The organism is Kitasatospora sp. NPDC086791 (assembly GCF_040685975.1).
Classification (GTDB): Bacteria; Actinomycetota; Actinomycetes; order Streptomycetales; family Streptomycetaceae; genus Kitasatospora.
The window spans coordinates 54605-69994 of record NZ_JBFBOC010000010.1; the positions used below are offsets into that span (position 1 = coordinate 54605).

The 15390-nt window shown below is 74.8% G+C and carries 16 protein-coding genes; 8 read left to right on the plus strand and 8 right to left on the minus strand.

The features are described 5' to 3' along the window. The first annotated feature begins 2 nt into the window (after positions 1-2). From cobO to cpt, 3 genes are read left to right on the plus strand one after another with little or no spacing between them, the layout of a single operon-like run. Positions 3-608 carry a cob(I)yrinic acid a,c-diamide adenosyltransferase gene (gene cobO, locus AB0Q99_RS16320; RefSeq protein WP_363572195.1) on the plus strand — a complete coding sequence of 202 codons (606 nt, stop codon included), beginning with the start codon at positions 3-5 and terminating at the stop codon, positions 606-608. Positions 609-612: 4 nt separating this feature from the next. Continuing rightward, positions 613-2007 (plus strand): cobyrinate a,c-diamide synthase, encoded by a 1395-nt coding sequence (locus AB0Q99_RS16325; protein WP_363572197.1) that lies wholly within the window; start codon positions 613-615, stop codon positions 2005-2007. Positions 2008-2016: 9 nt separating this feature from the next. Further along, positions 2017-2562, plus strand: coding sequence for a chloramphenicol phosphotransferase CPT (gene cpt, locus AB0Q99_RS16330; RefSeq protein ID WP_363572199.1), 546 nt, complete (start codon positions 2017-2019; stop codon positions 2560-2562). A gap of 125 nt (positions 2563-2687) precedes the next feature. On the opposite strand, the gene AB0Q99_RS16335 is transcribed toward cpt, so the two are convergent. Together AB0Q99_RS16335 and AB0Q99_RS16340 are read right to left on the minus strand one after the other, a co-directional pair. Further along, positions 2688-3200, minus strand: a complete 513-nt coding sequence (locus AB0Q99_RS16335) for a hypothetical protein (RefSeq protein ID WP_363572201.1) — start codon at positions 3198-3200, stop codon at positions 2688-2690. A 162-nt stretch (positions 3201-3362) separates the two neighbouring features. Next, on the minus strand, positions 3363-3875 hold the full coding sequence (locus tag AB0Q99_RS16340; protein ID WP_363572203.1) for a MarR family transcriptional regulator: 513 nt from the start codon (positions 3873-3875) through the stop codon (positions 3363-3365). A 128-nt stretch (positions 3876-4003) separates the two neighbouring features. Here AB0Q99_RS16340 and AB0Q99_RS16345 point away from each other — a divergent pair, with 128 nt between their 5' ends. From AB0Q99_RS16345 to AB0Q99_RS16355, 3 genes are all read left to right on the plus strand, one after another. Next, positions 4004-4942, plus strand: coding sequence for an EamA family transporter (locus AB0Q99_RS16345; protein WP_363572205.1), 939 nt, complete (start codon positions 4004-4006; stop codon positions 4940-4942). A gap of 139 nt (positions 4943-5081) precedes the next feature. After that, positions 5082-5885 carry a serine hydrolase gene (locus AB0Q99_RS16350; protein WP_363572207.1) on the plus strand — a complete coding sequence of 268 codons (804 nt, stop codon included), beginning with the start codon at positions 5082-5084 and terminating at the stop codon, positions 5883-5885. A gap of 23 nt (positions 5886-5908) precedes the next feature. Continuing rightward, positions 5909-6868 carry a hypothetical protein gene (locus AB0Q99_RS16355; protein WP_363572209.1) on the plus strand — a complete coding sequence of 320 codons (960 nt, stop codon included), beginning with the start codon at positions 5909-5911 and terminating at the stop codon, positions 6866-6868. 14 nt (positions 6869-6882) lie between these two features. On the opposite strand, the gene AB0Q99_RS16360 is transcribed toward AB0Q99_RS16355, so the two are convergent. The 4 genes from AB0Q99_RS16360 to AB0Q99_RS16375 all read right to left on the minus strand — a co-directional run bounded on the left by AB0Q99_RS16360 (position 6883) and on the right by AB0Q99_RS16375 (position 11149). After that, the gene (locus tag AB0Q99_RS16360; protein ID WP_363572211.1) at positions 6883-7671 is read right to left on the minus strand and encodes a hypothetical protein; all 789 of its coding nucleotides are present in this window, start codon (positions 7669-7671) and stop codon (positions 6883-6885) included. Positions 7672-7764: 93 nt separating this feature from the next. Continuing rightward, positions 7765-8790: a TolB-like translocation protein gene (locus AB0Q99_RS16365; protein ID WP_363572483.1), complete on the minus strand. Its 1026-nt coding sequence runs from the start codon at positions 8788-8790 to the stop codon at positions 7765-7767. Between the two features lie 2 nt (positions 8791-8792). Then, the gene (locus AB0Q99_RS16370; RefSeq protein WP_363572213.1) at positions 8793-10172 is read right to left on the minus strand and encodes an MFS transporter; all 1380 of its coding nucleotides are present in this window, start codon (positions 10170-10172) and stop codon (positions 8793-8795) included. 5 nt (positions 10173-10177) lie between these two features. Then, positions 10178-11149, minus strand: a complete 972-nt coding sequence (locus AB0Q99_RS16375; protein ID WP_363572215.1) for an alkaline phosphatase family protein — start codon at positions 11147-11149, stop codon at positions 10178-10180. Between the two features lie 281 nt (positions 11150-11430). Between AB0Q99_RS16375 and AB0Q99_RS16380 the strand changes: the two genes are divergently transcribed. Continuing rightward, positions 11431-12780: a cobalamin biosynthesis protein gene (locus AB0Q99_RS16380; RefSeq protein ID WP_363572217.1), complete on the plus strand. Its 1350-nt coding sequence runs from the start codon at positions 11431-11433 to the stop codon at positions 12778-12780. After that, the gene (cobC, locus tag AB0Q99_RS16385; RefSeq protein WP_363572219.1) at positions 12777-13823 is read left to right on the plus strand and encodes an Rv2231c family pyridoxal phosphate-dependent protein CobC; all 1047 of its coding nucleotides are present in this window, start codon (positions 12777-12779) and stop codon (positions 13821-13823) included. The genes AB0Q99_RS16380 and cobC overlap by 4 nt, the downstream gene beginning before the upstream one ends. A 33-nt stretch (positions 13824-13856) precedes the next feature. On the opposite strand, the gene AB0Q99_RS16390 is transcribed toward cobC, so the two are convergent. Then, a complete protein-coding gene (locus AB0Q99_RS16390; protein ID WP_363572221.1) occupies positions 13857-14711 on the minus strand; it encodes an MOSC N-terminal beta barrel domain-containing protein in 855 nt (284 codons plus the stop codon). Further along, positions 14708-15244 (minus strand): hypothetical protein, encoded by a 537-nt coding sequence (locus tag AB0Q99_RS16395; RefSeq protein WP_363572223.1) that lies wholly within the window; start codon positions 15242-15244, stop codon positions 14708-14710. Before AB0Q99_RS16395 ends, AB0Q99_RS16390 begins: the two co-directional genes overlap by 4 nt. Positions 15245-15390 lie beyond the last annotated feature (146 nt).

A 15390-nucleotide genomic window follows, 5' to 3' on the forward strand; every position in this document is an offset into this window, starting at 1 on the left:
CCATGCCCAAGGGCGTTCCCGAGAGCGTTCCCGACGACGGCCTGACGACCCGTCAGCGCCGCACGCTGCCGATCACCGCCGTGCACACCGGCCCCGGCAAGGGCAAGTCCACGGCCGCGTTCGGCATGGCGCTGCGGGCCTGGAACCAGGGCTGGCCGGTCGGGGTGTTCCAGTTCGTGAAGTCCGCCAAGTGGAAGGTCGGCGAGGAGAACGCGCTGCGCGTGCTCGGCGCCTCCGGCGAGGGCGGCACCGTCGACTGGCACAAGATGGGCTCCGGCTGGTCCTGGATCCAGCGCTCCGCCGAGCAGGAGATGTCCAGCGAGGAGGCGGCCAAGGAGGGCTGGGAGCAGGTCAAGCGCGACCTCGCGGCCGAGACCTACCGCTTCTACGTGCTCGACGAGTTCACCTACCCGATGCACTGGGGGTGGGTCGACCCGGAGGAGGTGGTGGCCGTGCTCAAGGACCGCCCGGGCAGCCAGCACGTCGTCATCACCGGCCGGTACGCGCCCGAGGCGCTGACCGGATTCGCCGACCTGGTCACCGAGATGACCAAGGTCAAGCACCCCATGGACGCCGGCCGCAAGGGCCAGCGCGGCATCGAGTGGTAGAGCGTTGAGCAGCGTCCCCCGTCTCGTCGTCGCCGCGCCCTCCTCCGGCGCCGGCAAGACCACCGTCGCCACCGGCCTGATCGCGGCGCTCGCCGCGCGCGGGCTGGCGGTGTCCCCGCACAAGGTCGGCCCGGACTACATCGACCCGGGGTACCACGCGCTCGCCGCCGGGCGCCCGGGCCGCAACCTGGACGCCTTCCTGTGCGGCCCCGAGCGGATCGCACCGCTGTTCCTGCACGGCGCGGCCGGGGCGGACGTCGCGGTGGTCGAGGGGGTCATGGGCCTGTTCGACGGCGCCTCCGGGCGCGGGGAGCTGGCGTCCACCGCGCACGTCGCCAAGCTGCTGCGGGCACCGGTGGTGCTGGTGGTGGACGGCTCCTCGCAGTCCCGCTCGGTGGCCGCGCTGGTGCACGGCTTCGCCTCCTGGGACCCGGAGGTACGGCTCGCCGGGGTGATCCTCAACCGGGTCGCCTCCGACCGGCACGAGCACCTGCTGCGCGAGGCCCTGGAGGAGGGCTCCGGCGTGCCGGTGCTGGGGGCGCTGCGCCGCTCCGCGGCGGTCGCCACGCCGTCCCGCCACCTCGGGCTGATCCCGGCGGTGGAGCGCTCGGCGGAGGCGCTGCGGGCGGTCGCCGACATGGGCGAGCTGGTCGGCTCCTCCGTCGACCTGGACGCCCTGCTGGAACTCGCCCGTACGGCACCGCCGTTGGAGGCCGAACCGTGGGACCCGTCGGCCGAGGTCACCCCGGTGGCCGGGCGGCCGCGGATCGCGGTGGCGGGCGGCGCGGCGTTCTCCTTCTCGTACGCCGAGAACGCCGAACTGCTCGGCGCGGCAGGGGCGGAGGTGGTCCCGTTCGACCCGCTGCACGCCACGGCGCTGCCGGCCGGAACCGCCGGACTGGTCATCGGCGGCGGCTTCCCGGAGCTGTACGTACGGGAGTTGAGCGGAAACGCCGAACTGCGGTCGGCCATCGCGGCGTTCGCCGCCTCGGGCGGGCCGATCGCCGCCGAGTGCGCCGGACTGCTGTACCTGGGGCGGGAGTTGGACGGCCTGCCGATGTGCGGCGTGCTGGACACCGACGCCCGGATGACCGAACGCCTCACCCTCGGCTACCGGGAGGCCGTCGCCCTGCACGACTCGCCGCTCGCGGCGGCCGGCACCCGACTGCGCGGGCACGAGTTCCACCGGACGGTCTGCGAACCGGGCGCGGGCGAACACCCCGCGTGGGGCTGGCACCTGCCGACCGGACCGCGCACGGAGGGCTTCGCCGGGAGCCACGTGCACGCCTCCTACCTGCACCTGCACTGGGCGGGGGCACCGGCGCTGGCGTCCTCCTTCGCCGCTGCGGCGGCAGCGGCGGCGGCGGGACGGGCGGCGGCCGACTGTGACACTCCGTAGGAGGCGCGCATGCGGGTGATCATCCTCAACGGCGGCTCCAGCTCCGGCAAGTCGAGCATCGCCCGGTGCCTGCAGGAGCTGCTGCCGCAGCCGTGGCTGCACCTCGGCGCGGACACCATGGTCGACGCGCTGCCGCCCTCGCTGCGCGACGGCGGCGCGGGTATCGGCGGCCTGACCGACGGGGACGGCACGGTCGAGGTCGGACCGGTCTTCGCCGAGCTGGACGCCGCCTGGACGGTCGGCGTCGCGGCGATGGCCCGGGCCGGCGCCCGGATCGTGGTGGACGAGGTGTTCCTCGGCACCACCGCCTCGCAGGCCCGCTGGAGGGCCGCGCTGGCGGGCCTGGACGTGCTCTGGGTCGGCGTGCGCTGCGATCCGGCGGTGGCCGCGGCCCGGGAGGCCGCGCGCGGCGACCGGGTGGCCGGGATGGCCGCCGCGCAGGCGGAGGCGGTGCACGAGGGGGTCGTCTACGACCTGGTCGTGGACAGCGCCCGGGCCACGGCGGCCGAGTGCGCCCGGACCATCGCCGCACGGGCGGCGGCGCCCGGCGGATAGCGGACCGACGGAGGCGGTCGCCGGAGGCGCCCGGTCCCGCGCATGCCCCGCACCCCCCGCTCCCCGCGCACCTGTCAGTGGCCGCTGGGAGGATCCGCACCATGAGCGGACTGTGGGGCGGCCCGTCAGACTCCACTCCCGAAGGTCCCGCCACCGTCGACGGCACCTCCGCCGGTACCTCCGCCCTCGGAGGTGCCGCCGACGCTGCCGCGCGGGGGGTCGGCACGGTGGCAGGAAACGCAGCGGAGCCGGGTGTAGATCGTCACCGGGCCCATGCAGACGTCCTCCCGTCCGTCGGCCGGGGAGCCGGAGGCGGCGGGGGCGCCGCAGTCCAGGCAGGGGCGGTGCGGGCGGGCGGCGGTGGAGCAGGCCCGGCAGATCAGGTGGGTCGGGTCCTCGGCGTGGACCACGACGGGCTGGGGGCCGCCGTACAGCAGGTGGTCGCACCAGGTGCAGGACTCGTCCTCCTGCGCCGCCAGCATCCGGGCCCGGGTCTCCTGCTGCCAGCGGGCGGCCTGCCGCAGCGGGACGGTCACCGGCGGGCCCCAGCCGGCGGCGGCGAGCCACCGGGCGCCCTCCGCACCGGCCGCCCGCAGCTGGTCGTGGACGGCGATGTCCCGGGGCGTCCTGTCCTTCATCGGGCCTCTCCTCCGGTGCGGTTCGACGGGGTCCGCTGATGCGGCTCCGCCGGGGTCAACGCGGGCGGGCGGCCGCTGGACACGCCCGCCGCGGCACCGACCCCCGCCGCCGACCCCCGCCCGCCCGTCGGCCGCCGCCCGCCCGCCGCCGGAGGCGCGCGCTCAGCCGAGGAGCGCTTCGGTGTCGCCGTGCGCGATGAGCAGCTTGCGCAGCAGGCCGTCGAGCCGGGCGCGCTCGTCCTCGTCGAGCGCCGCGAGGATGCGCTCCTCGTTGCGGACGTGGCCCTCCAGGGCGCCGTCGATCAGTTCCTTGCCCGCCGGGGTGAGGCGGACCAGGACGGCGCGGCGGTCGTTCGGGCAGGGGTTGCGCTCGACCAGGCCCTTGGCCGAGAGCCGGTCGACCCGGTTGGTGATGGCGCCGGAGGTGACCATGGCGGACTTGAGCAGGGCGCGGGCGTTGAGCTCGTAGGGTTCGCCGGAGCGGCGCAGGGTGGCCAGCACGTCGAACTCGGAGGAGTCGAGGCCGCAGGCGGTGAAGTACTCGCGCAGGGCGTTGTCGACCCGGACGTTGAGCCGCCGCAGCCGGCCGATCAGGGCCATGGGCTCCGGGTTCAGGTCGGGGCGGGCCCTGGTCCACTGCTCGACGATGTCGTCGACGGTGTCGCGCTGCTGCATGGTCTGCCGCCTTCCTGAGTTCCGCCTGCCGGGACCCTCGCCAGATATCTTAACCTTCAGATACTTGACGTTCACCTACCTCGGCGCGTAGAACTTATCTCAACGTTCAGATAGTCAACGTTGAGGGGATGACCGTCATGGACCGCAAGCGCGCCGCAACAGCCGTCACCGCCGCACTCGCCCCGGCCGCCTGGGGCACGACCTACCTGGTCACCACCCAGCTGCTGCCCGAGGGCCGCCCGCTGCTGCTCGGCGCACTGCGGGCGCTGCCGGCCGGCCTGCTCCTGCTGCTGATCGGCCGCAAGCTGCCCAGAGGCCGCTGGTGGGGGCGCGCGGCGGTGCTCGGGATGCTCAACATCGGGCTGTTCTTCCCCCTGATGTTCGTCGGCGCGTACCGCCTGCCCGGCGGCGTCGCGGCCACCATCGGGGCGATCCAGCCGCTGCTCGTCGCCGGGCTCTCCATCGGCGTGCTCGGCGTCCGGCCCGGACGGCGCGCGCTGCTCGCCGGACTGGTCGGGGTCGGCGGCGTGGCACTCCTGGTGCTCAAGAGCGGCGCCCGGCTGGACGGCGTCGGGATCGCCGCGATGGTCGCCGGGATCTCCCTGATGGCCACGGGCACCGTCCTCACCCGCCGCTGGGGCCGCCCCGAGGGCGCCACCCTGCTCGACCTCACCGCCTGGCAACTGCTCGCCGGCTCGGTCTTCCTGGTCCCGCTCGCGGCGGTGGTCGAGGGCGCCCCGCCGGCCCTCACCGCCACCAACCTGGCCGGCTTCGCCTACCTCGGCCTGTTCGGCACCGCCCTCGGCTACGTCCTCTGGTTCCGGGGCATCGCCCACCTCGGCGCCGGCCCGGCCTCCTTCCTGGGCCTGATCAACCCGGTCGTCGCCACCATCGGCGGCCTCGTCGTCCTCGGCCAGACCCTCACCCCCTGGCAGGTCCTCGGCCTCCTCCTCGCCCTCGGCGCCCTGGTCACCGGCCAATCCCCCACCCGCCCCACCCCGGCCCCCTCGACCCCGGCCCCCACCCCGGCACCAACCCCGGTCCCGGCCCCGGCCACCACCCGGTGACTATCCCCAGTCGAGCGCCTGCGGATCTCGAACCCGCAGGCGCTCGGCTGCCTCCTGTCGAATTCCGGGTACGGATCCCCCGAGGGGCAGACGACCGTCAGCCCGACTCAACCGGCACGGGAAGAATGGGATGGCCCCGATGGTCGACTCCGACGCACTGCACTCCGCCGTCACCGCACAGATCGAAGGATTCGCCTCGGCGGCGGACGGGGGCGTGCGCAGCGTGCTGGTCAAAACGCTGGACGCCCCCCGGCTGACCGCCGCCCACCAGGCGGACCTCGTGCTGCCCGCCGCGAGCCTGGCGAAGATGATCCTCGGAGTCGCCCTCTTCGAATCGGCCGAGCGCGGCGAGATCGATCCCGGGGCCCGCGTCCGGATCGACTCCCTTCCGGGCACGATGTATCCGAGCGTGCTCCAGGCCTTCGACCCCGATTCGACCGTCACCGTCCGCGAGTTGTGCGGCTTCGCCCTGGTGACCAGCGACAACCCCGCAGCCGAGCACCTCCGCGCGATCCTGGGCCAGGGGCGGATCGACACCACCATCAAGGCCCTCGGGCTGCACTCCACGGCCTTCCCCGCCGGGTTCTCCGAGCGCGAGCTCGGGCCCCTCGGGCGCGCCAACACCACCACCGCCGAGGACATGCTGCGGCTGATCGAGTACGTCGACCGGGCTCCGCACCTGGAGCCGGTCCGCCGCTACCTGGTCAACTACCTTCGCAACGACCGGATTCCGTCCCGCCTGGACGATGACGTTCCGGTCCGGCACAAGACCGGCAGCCTGCGCGGCATCGTGAACGACGCCGGCATCGTCCTTCACCCCGCCGCCCGCATCGCCATGGTCTTCCTGACGGAGGGTCAGTCCGATAACGTCCGTACGGCACAGGAGATCGGGGAGGTCTCCGAGCGGATCGTTCGGATCATCGCGGAAGGGGCGGCGCTCTGACGCTGCCGGCAGGGGGCTGACACGTGGCCGTGTCCCAGGAGCGACAACTGCGCAAGGTGCTGGCGCTGGTCAACTCCCTCGCGCTGACTGTGGGCCTGGTGTGCGTCGTGACGGCGGCGCTCCTGACGCACCAGCAGGTCCTCGCCACCGTCCTCAGCCTCGTCGGTGGCGCCTTCGTGTCGGCTGCGGCAGTCACCCTGGCCATCGGCTCCCTCACCGTGCGGGAGACCACGCAGCAGGTGGACAGCGCCGTGCTCCGCGGCATGCAGGACGTCCTCAGCCCGGTGCGCGATCCGCTGTTCGCGGGAGCGCTGTCCGCCTACCGCTACGACTGCCTGATCTCACCCGCACGGCCGGGTGACGCCCACCCCGACTACCTGTACCAGAGCTTCCGGATCTCGTACCGGATCGACGCTCTGCCCGGGACGGTGGCGATCGTCTGCCTCGCCTCCAATGACGACGCCAGTCTGGACGGCTTCACCGGACCCGAGTGCCTGCTCCGCTGGATGATCGACGACAACCTGGACCCGGACGACCCCACGGTCTTCGCCGTCGGCGCGGTCCGGGTGGACAATCGCGACCTGGAGCGGCGACCCGCCACACACGAAACCGTCGTCGGCGGACGAGCCAGGATCGAACACTTCTCGGTCCCGCACGACGCCCAGGTGACCATGGGCCACCTGGTCGAGCTGAGCGTCACAGCGCGCAAGTTCGTGGGCAACGACCGGCGGATCAGGGTTCAGGCCCAGGTGTTCCGCCACGTCACCGACGCCGAGTACCGACTCACCGTCGACCCGGCCCTCAAACCGACCCGCCTGAGCGTCAACGCCTCGGAGATCAGCGCGCTCGGGGCCGCCCACGGTGCCAGCGTCCGGACCACCTTCCCCGCGCCGTTCAACACCACGGCCGGACTCATCCAGCTCCCGTTCCCCCTCCAGCCCGGGAGCGTCATGGCGTTCACCATCGACCGGGACGTGACCTGACGTACCGCCGGGTGTCAGCCGGTGGCGCGGATGTAGATGTCGGCGGCGCCGGAGAGGCCGCCGGGGATGGCGGCGACGTAGATGCGGCGGGCGGTGGGGGCGTGGGTGACCGTCGGGGTGGGGGTCGGGGTGGGGGTGGTGGCGGAGGGCTCGGGGGTGGCGGTCGGGTCGGGGGTGGGGACGGCGTCCGGTTCGGCCTCGGTGTCCGGGTCTGGCTCGGCGTCGGGGTCGGCCTCGGGCGCGGGGGAGACCGCGAGGGCCGGGGTGCAGGCGGGGGACGGGGACTGGGACGCGGAGGGGGAAGCGGAGGCCGAGGGGGAGGTGGTCGGCGTGGGGGAGGCGGTCGGGCCGTCGGAGAGTTCCGGGGCCTCGGCCGGTTCGTCGCCGCCGAGGGCCGCGACGAGGTCGGGCGGGAGGGGGGCGGCCCGGCCTGGGGTGGGGAGGTCGTAGGCGCTGAGGAAGTCACCGACGCCCGGGGCCTTGCCGCCGCCGAGGCGGTAGTGCAGGTAGGCGACGGGGGCGCCGTCGGAGGTGTGGGTGTAGACGGCGCCGACCGGGACGTAGTACCGGCCGACGCCGGGGTGCTGGTCGGGGTGGAGGCCGGCCAGGCGTTCGGCCCGGTCGCGGTCGGTCTCGTGGCCGGTGCGGCCGACGGTGAGCGCGTTGACGCCGCGCACCACGAGGGCGGCCGCGACGGACACGCACAGCACCAGCCCCACGGCGACGGTGCGCCGCAGGACCGGGCGGCCGTGCAGGGCGGGCCAGGAGTCGGTCACCATGCGCTCGGGCGGGCTGCCGTCCACGGTTGCTCGCTCCCCCTCGATCAGGACGTTCGATCCGGACCTTCGATCAGGACGTCACACTGTGCTCGACGTCGGACCGTATCCGAGAGTTCCTCAGCCCGGGTAGGCGGGGGCCACGGCGGCCTTGGCGACCGCCCGGGGACTGCCCGAGCCGTCCGCCGGAACGGTCCACAGGTCGGCGCCGTAGTCGCCGGGCAGGGCGTAGACCAGGGCGTCGTCGCCGGACCAGAGCGCCTGGTCGTCGATGTTGCGCTGCTCGGCGGTGGCCGTCTCGGTCATGGTGGCGAGGTCGAGCACGTACAGCCGCCACGGCGCGTCGGCGGGCAGGCCGGGGACGCGCTTCTTGTAGGCGATCCGGGTGCCGTCCGGGGAGAGCGAGGGGCACTCGACGTCGTCGTGCAGGGCGGTGAGGGTGCGGGCGGTGAGGTCGCCGCGGACGAGGTGGGTCTGTCCGGCACTGGCGACGGTGGCGTAGAAGGTGTTGTCGTCGGCGAAGGTGACGCCCCAGATGTTGAGGTCGTGGGCCTGGTACGGGCGGCCGTCCAGGATGACCGCGAAGTCCTCCAGGTTCTCCCGGAGGTTCCAGTCCCGGACGTCCACGATCGAGGTGCGGGTGGAGAAGTCGCTGCCCGCGTACGAGTCGCCGCTGACGAACACCGTCCAGGCGGCGAGGTGCCCGGACGGCGAGACCCGGGAGCGGGTGGGGATGCCGGCGGCGGGGAAGGAGCGCCGTTCGCGCAGGTGGTCGTCGAGGATGACGGCGCGGTAGGTGTCCTCCAGCGCGCCGTGCTGGGCCTGCAGGCAGATGCCGGTGCCGGCGGCGGCGTGGAAGCGCAGGCACTGGACGCCGGAGGCGGTGCGGGGGCCGTCCGGGCGGTCGGCGGGGACGGCGGTGATCTCGTCCCGGTGCGGGCCCCAGGCCATGTTGCGGAACAGCAGCTGTCGGCCGCCGCCCGCCGCCCGGAGGGAGACGGTGCCGGATTCGACGGACGGCCCGCCGGGCTGGGCCTGGTCCCGGCGGGCGGTGCGGTCGGCGGCGTACAGGACGGCTCCGGTGCCGACCGTGCCGAGCAGCACGACGGCGACCAGCAGGATGATCACCCTGGTCCGGTTCTGCAGGTTCACGACTTCTCCTCGACGGCCACGGGTGCGGCGCCGCGTTCGGGGTCCGGCACGACAAGGGGATCGGCAGGGGATTCGGCAGGGGAATCGGCGAGGGGCACCGACGGGCGCAGCACCGCCGCGGCGCCGAGCACGCACAGCGCCAACGCCCCCGCCGACCAGCCCAGCGCCGACGAGCCGCCGACCGCACCCCACAGCGCGCCGAACAGCAGCGAGCAGGCGAACCGGGCCAGCGCCTGCCCGGTGCCGACCAGGGCGAGCCCGGCGCCGCGCTGCCCGGCCGGTACGGCGTCGGCGGCCGCGGCGGCGAGCACGCCGTCGGTGGCCGCGTAGAACGCGCCGTGCAGCACCAGTACGCAGATCACCACCGGCAGCCCGCGCAGCGGCGAGAGCAGCACCCCGTACGCGAGCAGCAGCAGGCCGTGCCCGGCGAGGAAGAGCCGGTGGCGGCCGATCCGGTCGGCGAGCGCGCCGAGCGGGACGGCGAGCAGCAGGAAGGCGGCGGCCGTGCCGAGCGGCAGCAGCGGGAAGAGGCCGACGGACAGGCCCAGTCGGCGCTGGACGAGCAGGTAGAGGAAGGAGTCGCTGACCGTGGTCAGCCCGAGCAGGACGGCGCACAGGGTGAGCCGCCGGAGCCCCGGCAGGCGCAGCAGGGTGAGGCTGTCCCGCAGTGAGGGAGCGGGCGTTGACGGATCGTCGGCCCGCTGCCGGTTCGGCACGAACAGCAGCAGGATCAGCACGCCCAGGGCGGCGACGCACGCGCTGACCGTGAACACCGCGTCGTAGGCGTGGCGTTCGCCGCCGTCGGCGAGCAGCGGGCCGCCGGCCAGCCGCAGCACCAGGAACGCGGTCAGCGGGCCGAGCAGGGCGCCGGCCGTGTCCATCGCCCGGTGCACGCCGAACGCCCTTCCGCGGTGGGCGGGTTCGGTGGCGAGCGAGATCATCGCGTCCCGGGGGGCGGTGCGCAGGCCCTTGCCGGTGCGGTCGACGGCGATCACCGCGCCGATCAGCGGCACGGTGTGGACGAGCAGCAGCAGCGGCCGGCAGAGCGCGGAGAGCCCGTACCCGACGGCCGCGACCGCCTTGTGCCGGGCGGCGCCGTCGCGGCCGCGGCGGTCGGCGAGGTGGCCGCCGGCCAGGCGCACGAGCGCGCTGAAGCCGTTCTGGATGCCGTCGAGCAGGCCGAAGCCGAGCGGGGAGAGGCCGAGCCCGGTGAGCAGGTAGAGGGGGAGGACGGCGGTGACCATCTCGGAGGAGATGTCGGTGACCAGGCTGACGGTGCCGAGGGCGAGCACCGTCCCGGGGACGGCGCCCCGCCGCACCGGGCCGGTGGCCGGTGCGGCGGGCGCGTTCGAGCTGCGGGAGTCCGCGACGTACACGGGCGTCAGTTCCAGATGCCGGTGATGTCGGTGGCGCCGGCCGAGTTGCCCGCGTGGGCGGTGAGGCCGACCAGGTCCTCCAGGGTGTGCAGCACGTCGTAGTGGTTGTAGCGGGTGGCGGTGCTGCTGCCCGGGGCGACGTGGGCGCCGTAGACCACGGTCGGGATCCGGTTGCCGGACAGCTTGTTGTCCTCGTCGAAGGTGACGACGAGGAGGCTGTTGTTGCTCTTCGCCCACTGCGCGTAGCCGTCGAGGTTGCTCTGCAGCCAGGAGTCGCCGGTGCCGACGGAGCAGTCGTGCATGTCGTTGCAGAGGTCCGGGGTGACGAAGGAGACCTTGGGCAGGGTGCTGTAGTCGGTCGGGAACGCGTCCATGCCGTAGGCGCTGTCGGTGGGCACGTTGCCGAAGCCGAACCACGGGTTGTGCTTCTGCGCGTAGCTGTCGACGCGGCAGTCGGTGGCGCCCTGGGCGGGCAGGCCCTCGTTGTAGCTGGCCCAGGTCTGGCCCGCGGCGAGCAGTTCGGAGGCCAGGTTGGGCTCCTGCAGCGCGCCGACGCTCACGCAGCTGTCGTCGACGATGCCCTGCGAGCTGCCGGAGAACAGCATGTAGTAGTTGGGCTGGCTGGGGTGGGTGAGGGCGTACGACTGGGTCAGCTGCGCGCCGCCGGCCACCAGGGTGCCGTTGATGTACGGGGCGCTGGAGTTGCCGATGACCTGCGAGTAGGCGTGGTTCTCCAGCACGACGACGACCACGTGGTCCGGGGCGGGCAGGCCGCCGGCGGTGTCGGCGGCCGCGCTGCCGCCCGCGGCCCAGAGGCCGAGCGAGCCGGCGACCAGGCCGAGCCCGGTGGCGAGGGCGGTCAGCGGGCGGATCCTGCGGCGGCGGGCGGGACGCGGAGCGGCCGCCGGGGCGGGAGCGGCGGCGGGTGCGGGGAGGGGGGCGGCGGTGCCGGGGGTGCGCGGTCGCATGAAGGCCATGGGGTCCTCCGGAGGTCGGGGCTGCCGGGGCGGGAGCGCCGAGAACAGTAGGAGTGCGGCGGTGTCGTGTACGGCACAAGACAAGTGAAGAACAGACGAACAGCTGCCGCGAGCGGGCCATCCGGTTCGTGGACGTGCGGCGTTCCGGTCCCCGGACGCTCCGGCTCCCGCGCACCCCGCGTCGGACGTCACACACACCCCGATTGACCCCCTCCGGCCGCCCGTGGTGGGATCGCGGAGGCCCGCTGCCGGAGGGCCGGGAACGGCAAGGAGTGCGGTACGTGATCGGACTGGTCGCCATCGACGGGCCCGGCCGTCCGCTCGCCGACGAGTTGCACGCGCGCTGGCCGGAGAGCAGCCGGGTCCACCGGGCCTCGCGCGGCAACTGCTCGCAACCGCCCGACGTCCTGCACTTCGCCCTCCACCGGTACCGGTCCGTGATCGCCGTCGCCCCGCTCCCGACCGTCGTCTCGCTGCTGACCGGTGGACTCGTCGAACTGCCGCGCGGCACGGCCCTGCTCTGCCTGGACCCGCAGCGGCGCTGGGTGATCCCGATGGCCGGCGGGGACGCCGCGGAGGAGCTGTCCGTCGAGGTGGCGGCCGCCCTCGGCGTCACCCCGGTGCCCACCGGTCACGCGCCGGGCACCGAACGCGCGCCGCTCCCCGGACCACCGCCGAACGCGGAGCGCGGCGCGCCCGACGACGTCCCGGCGGACACCCCGGCGGACACCCCGGCGGACGCCCCGGAGGACGCCCCGGTGCTGCGGATCACCGACCGGGAGGATCCGGGCGACGGCGATCTGCTGGTGCTCCCGCGCACCCTCGTCGTCGGGATCGGCGCCTCCGCCGGCGCCGGGCAGGCCGAGGCGGTGCGGCTGCTGACCGCCGCCCTCCGGGAGTCCGGACTGGACCGCTCCGCGGTGGCCCGACTGGCCACGGTGTCCGGCAAGGCGGACCACCCGGCGGTGCGCTGGGCCGCGTTCTGCCTCGGCGGGGTACCGGTGGACGAGCACCCCGCCGAGGCCCTGGCGGGCGTGCCGGTGCCGAACCCCTCCGCGCTGGTCGGGGCCGCGGTCGGCACCGCGAGCGTCGCCGAGGCGGCGGCGCTGGCGAGCGCGCCGGGCGGCCGGCTGGTGGTCACCAAGCGGAAGTCGGCGGCGGCGACGGTGGCGGTCGCGCGGGCGGCACCGCGCGGCCGGATCACGCTGGTCGGCCTCTCCGAACTCGCCGAACTGCTCGGACCAGCCGAACTGCCCGCACTGCCCGCACTGCGGGACGCCTCCGCCGTGGTGGGAACGCCCGAGGCGGTCGCGGCGGTGGCCGGACTGCTCCGGCCGACCACCCGGCGGATCGCGGTCGACGTCGCCGCCGGAACGGCCGCGGACGGCTCCGGGACGCCGGTCGACCCCACCGGAGCCGCCGCACACCTGGCCGCCCACGGGCACGCCGTCGTGCTGGTCGCCCTCGGTGACGGCGCCGGGCTCGCCGTACCGCCCGGCCCGTACGAAGTCCACCGCACGCCCGCACCGCCCGTACCGCCTGCATCGCTTGTACCGCCCGTACCGCCCGTACTGCCTGCATCGCCTGTACCGCCCGTCACCCCCGCTCACCCCCAGGGAGACCCCGCGTGACCGCCCCCGAACCCGACCTGCGCCACCACGGCGACGCCGAGGTCCGCGCCGACGGGCTCGGCCTGGTCGACCTCGCCGTCAACGTCCGCACCGGCACGCCACCGACCTGGCTGCGCGAGCGCCTCGCGGCCACCCTGAGCGACCTCGCCGCCTACCCCGACCAGACCGCCGCCCGCGCCGCGGTGGCCGCCCGGCACGCCCGCCCGGTCGAGGAGGTGCTGCTCACCTCGGGTGCGGCGGAGGCCTTCGTCCTGCTGGCCCGCACCCTGACGTCCCGTCACATCGTCGTCGTGCACCCGCAGTTCACCGAACCGGAGGCGGCCCTGCGGGACGCCGGACACCGGGTGCACCGGGTGCTGCTCTCCCCCGAGGACGGGTTCCGGCTGGGCGCCGTCCCCGAGGAGGCGGACCTGGTCGTCCTCGGCAACCCGACCAACCCCACCTCCGTGCTGCACCCCGCCGAGGCCGTGGCCGCGCTCGCCCGGCCGGGGCGCACCCTGGTGGTGGACGAGGCGTTCATGGACACCGTGCCGGGCGAGCGGGAGTCCCTCGCCTCCGTCCGGGACCTGCCCGGCCGGGTCGTCGTCCTGCGCAGCCTCACCAAGACCTGGGGACTGGCCGGGCTGCGCATCGGCTACGTGCTCGGACCCGCGCCGCTGATCGCCGAACTCTCCGCCGCCCAGCCGCTCTGGCCGGTCTCCACCCCGGCGCTGGCCGCCGCCGAGGCCTGCAGCGGGCCGGCGGCACTCGCCGAGGCCGACCGGGCGGCCGTCGAACTCGCCGGCCGGCGCGCGCACCTGGTGCGGGGCCTGGCCGCCTTCCGGTCGGTGCGGCTGTACGGCGAACCGGCCGCCTCCTTCGTCCTGGTCCGGCTGCCCGACGCGGCGGCCGTCCGGGAACGGCTGCGCGAGCACGGCTTCGCCGTCCGGCGCGGGGACACCTTCCCGGGGCTGGGCGTGGAATGGCTGCGGATCGCCGTCCGGGACGAGGAGACCACCGACCGCTTCCTCAAGGCCCTGGAGGCCGTGCTCACGTCACCCTGAGCCCGTCACCCGAGGCCCGTCACTCGGGGCCCGTCACTGTGAGTCCGTCACCCTGAGCTCGTCTCCCGTCCGGACTCTCCCGGCCACCAGCACCTGCGCGTACACCCCCGCGCAGGGCAGCGCCGGCATGCCCTCCAGCGGGACCACCCGGTTCCGCTCGGCCGGGACGCGCAGGGCCTCCGGACGGCGGGGCAGCGGCCCGTGCCGCAGGGTGGGGACGGCGCAGCGCGGGGTGGGCGCCAGGACCCGCAGGCGCAGCGTCGGGCCGATGGCCAACTCGCGGCCCACCCAGGCGTTCTCGACGAAGCCCTCGCCCTCGGTACGGATCACCAGGTTCGGCCGGTAGCGTTCGGCCTCGGCCTCGGCCTCGGCGCCGGTGGCGCGCAGCGTCGCGGTGGTGATCAGGTGCAGCGGGGCGAAGTCGAAGAAGCCGCCGTCGGGCGCGGCCCGGCCCAACTCGTTGACGGTGAAGCCGACTTCGGCCGCGATGCCGTGCGCCAGCACCTCCTCCGGCACGGCCCGCTCGACCGCCGCACCGGGCGGGCGCACGGCGACCAGCGCGACCGCGCGGCCGAGCGCCTCGGACAGCTCCGCCTCGCCCGCGCCGCGCCCGTCCGGGCCGGTGATCCGCACACCGCCGTCCGCCGTGGCCGCCGCCGCATACCCGAGCAGGCCCGCCCAGAGCCGGGGGTGCTTGGCGCTGGCGATCCGCCCGGTCGCCAGGTCGAGCAGTGCCCGCTCCCGGTCCCCGGCCAGGCCCCGGCCGGTGACGACGGCGTCGGCCGGCTCCTCCCCCAGCAGGGACTTCACCGGGTAGCGCCGCAGCCGCTCGACCGTACCGACCCCGCCGCCACCACCGATCCCGGATCCAGCCCCGGTGCGGCTCACCGCTCCTCCTCGGCCCATTCCCGGAGCGCCTCGAAGTGCAGCTCCCGCAGGCCGAACCGGGGATCGACCCAGAGCGCCACGGCCGGGCCCGGGTGGTTCGCCTCGATCCACTCGACGTCCTGCGGGCCGAGCTCGTCGTCCACCCAGACGAACGGGCGCCCGGCCGCCCAGGCGACCAGGTCCCGGGTCTTCCAGTGCAGCCCTTCAGGGTCCTCGCCGAACACCTCCGTCCAGCGGATGTAGGGGAGTTCGGGCAACCCGAGGTTCGGGCCGATCATGGTGTTCGCCTCGTCCATCCAGGTCGTCGCCCACACCAGTTCGTACGGCAGCGCCAGCAGCTCCGGCCCGTGCGCCGGGTTCAGCCACACCCGCAGCGGCTCCACCGACGCGCGCGGCTGCGGCGCCTGGCGGGCCACCCACGACTCGGGGAGCAGCCGGTGCGTCCGGAAGCCCTCCGGGCACAGGGCTCCGGGCGCGGCGTAGGGGTTGAGCGGTCCGTCGACGTCCAGGAGGAGCAGGGGCTTCTGGGTCATGCCATGAATTCTCTTTCCGGCAAGGGCCGTTGACCACCGAATTGCGGGTCACGATCCGACTCGCGGCGACCTGCCCCCGCCCTGCCCCGTCACGCCCCCCGCACCAGGTCCACGTGCGGCCGACACGCGAGGAGGAGGCCCGGAGC

Coding starts and splice junctions, on each gene's coding strand:
- cobO (WP_363572195.1), top strand. CDS start 3: ATGCCCAAGGGCGTTCCCGAGAGCGTTCCCGACGACGGCCTGACGACC.
- cpt (WP_363572199.1), top strand. CDS start 2,017: ATGCGGGTGATCATCCTCAACGGCGGCTCCAGCTCCGGCAAGTCGAGC.
- AB0Q99_RS16335 (WP_363572201.1), bottom strand. CDS start 3,200: ATGAAGGACAGGACGCCCCGGGACATCGCCGTCCACGACCAGCTGCGG.
- AB0Q99_RS16340 (WP_363572203.1), bottom strand. CDS start 3,875: ATGCAGCAGCGCGACACCGTCGACGACATCGTCGAGCAGTGGACCAGG.
- AB0Q99_RS16345 (WP_363572205.1), top strand. CDS start 4,004: ATGACCGTCATGGACCGCAAGCGCGCCGCAACAGCCGTCACCGCCGCA.
- AB0Q99_RS16350 (WP_363572207.1), top strand. CDS start 5,082: ATGGTCGACTCCGACGCACTGCACTCCGCCGTCACCGCACAGATCGAA.
- AB0Q99_RS16375 (WP_363572215.1), bottom strand. CDS start 11,149: ATGGCCTTCATGCGACCGCGCACCCCCGGCACCGCCGCCCCCCTCCCC.
- AB0Q99_RS16395 (WP_363572223.1), bottom strand. CDS start 15,244: ATGACCCAGAAGCCCCTGCTCCTCCTGGACGTCGACGGACCGCTCAAC.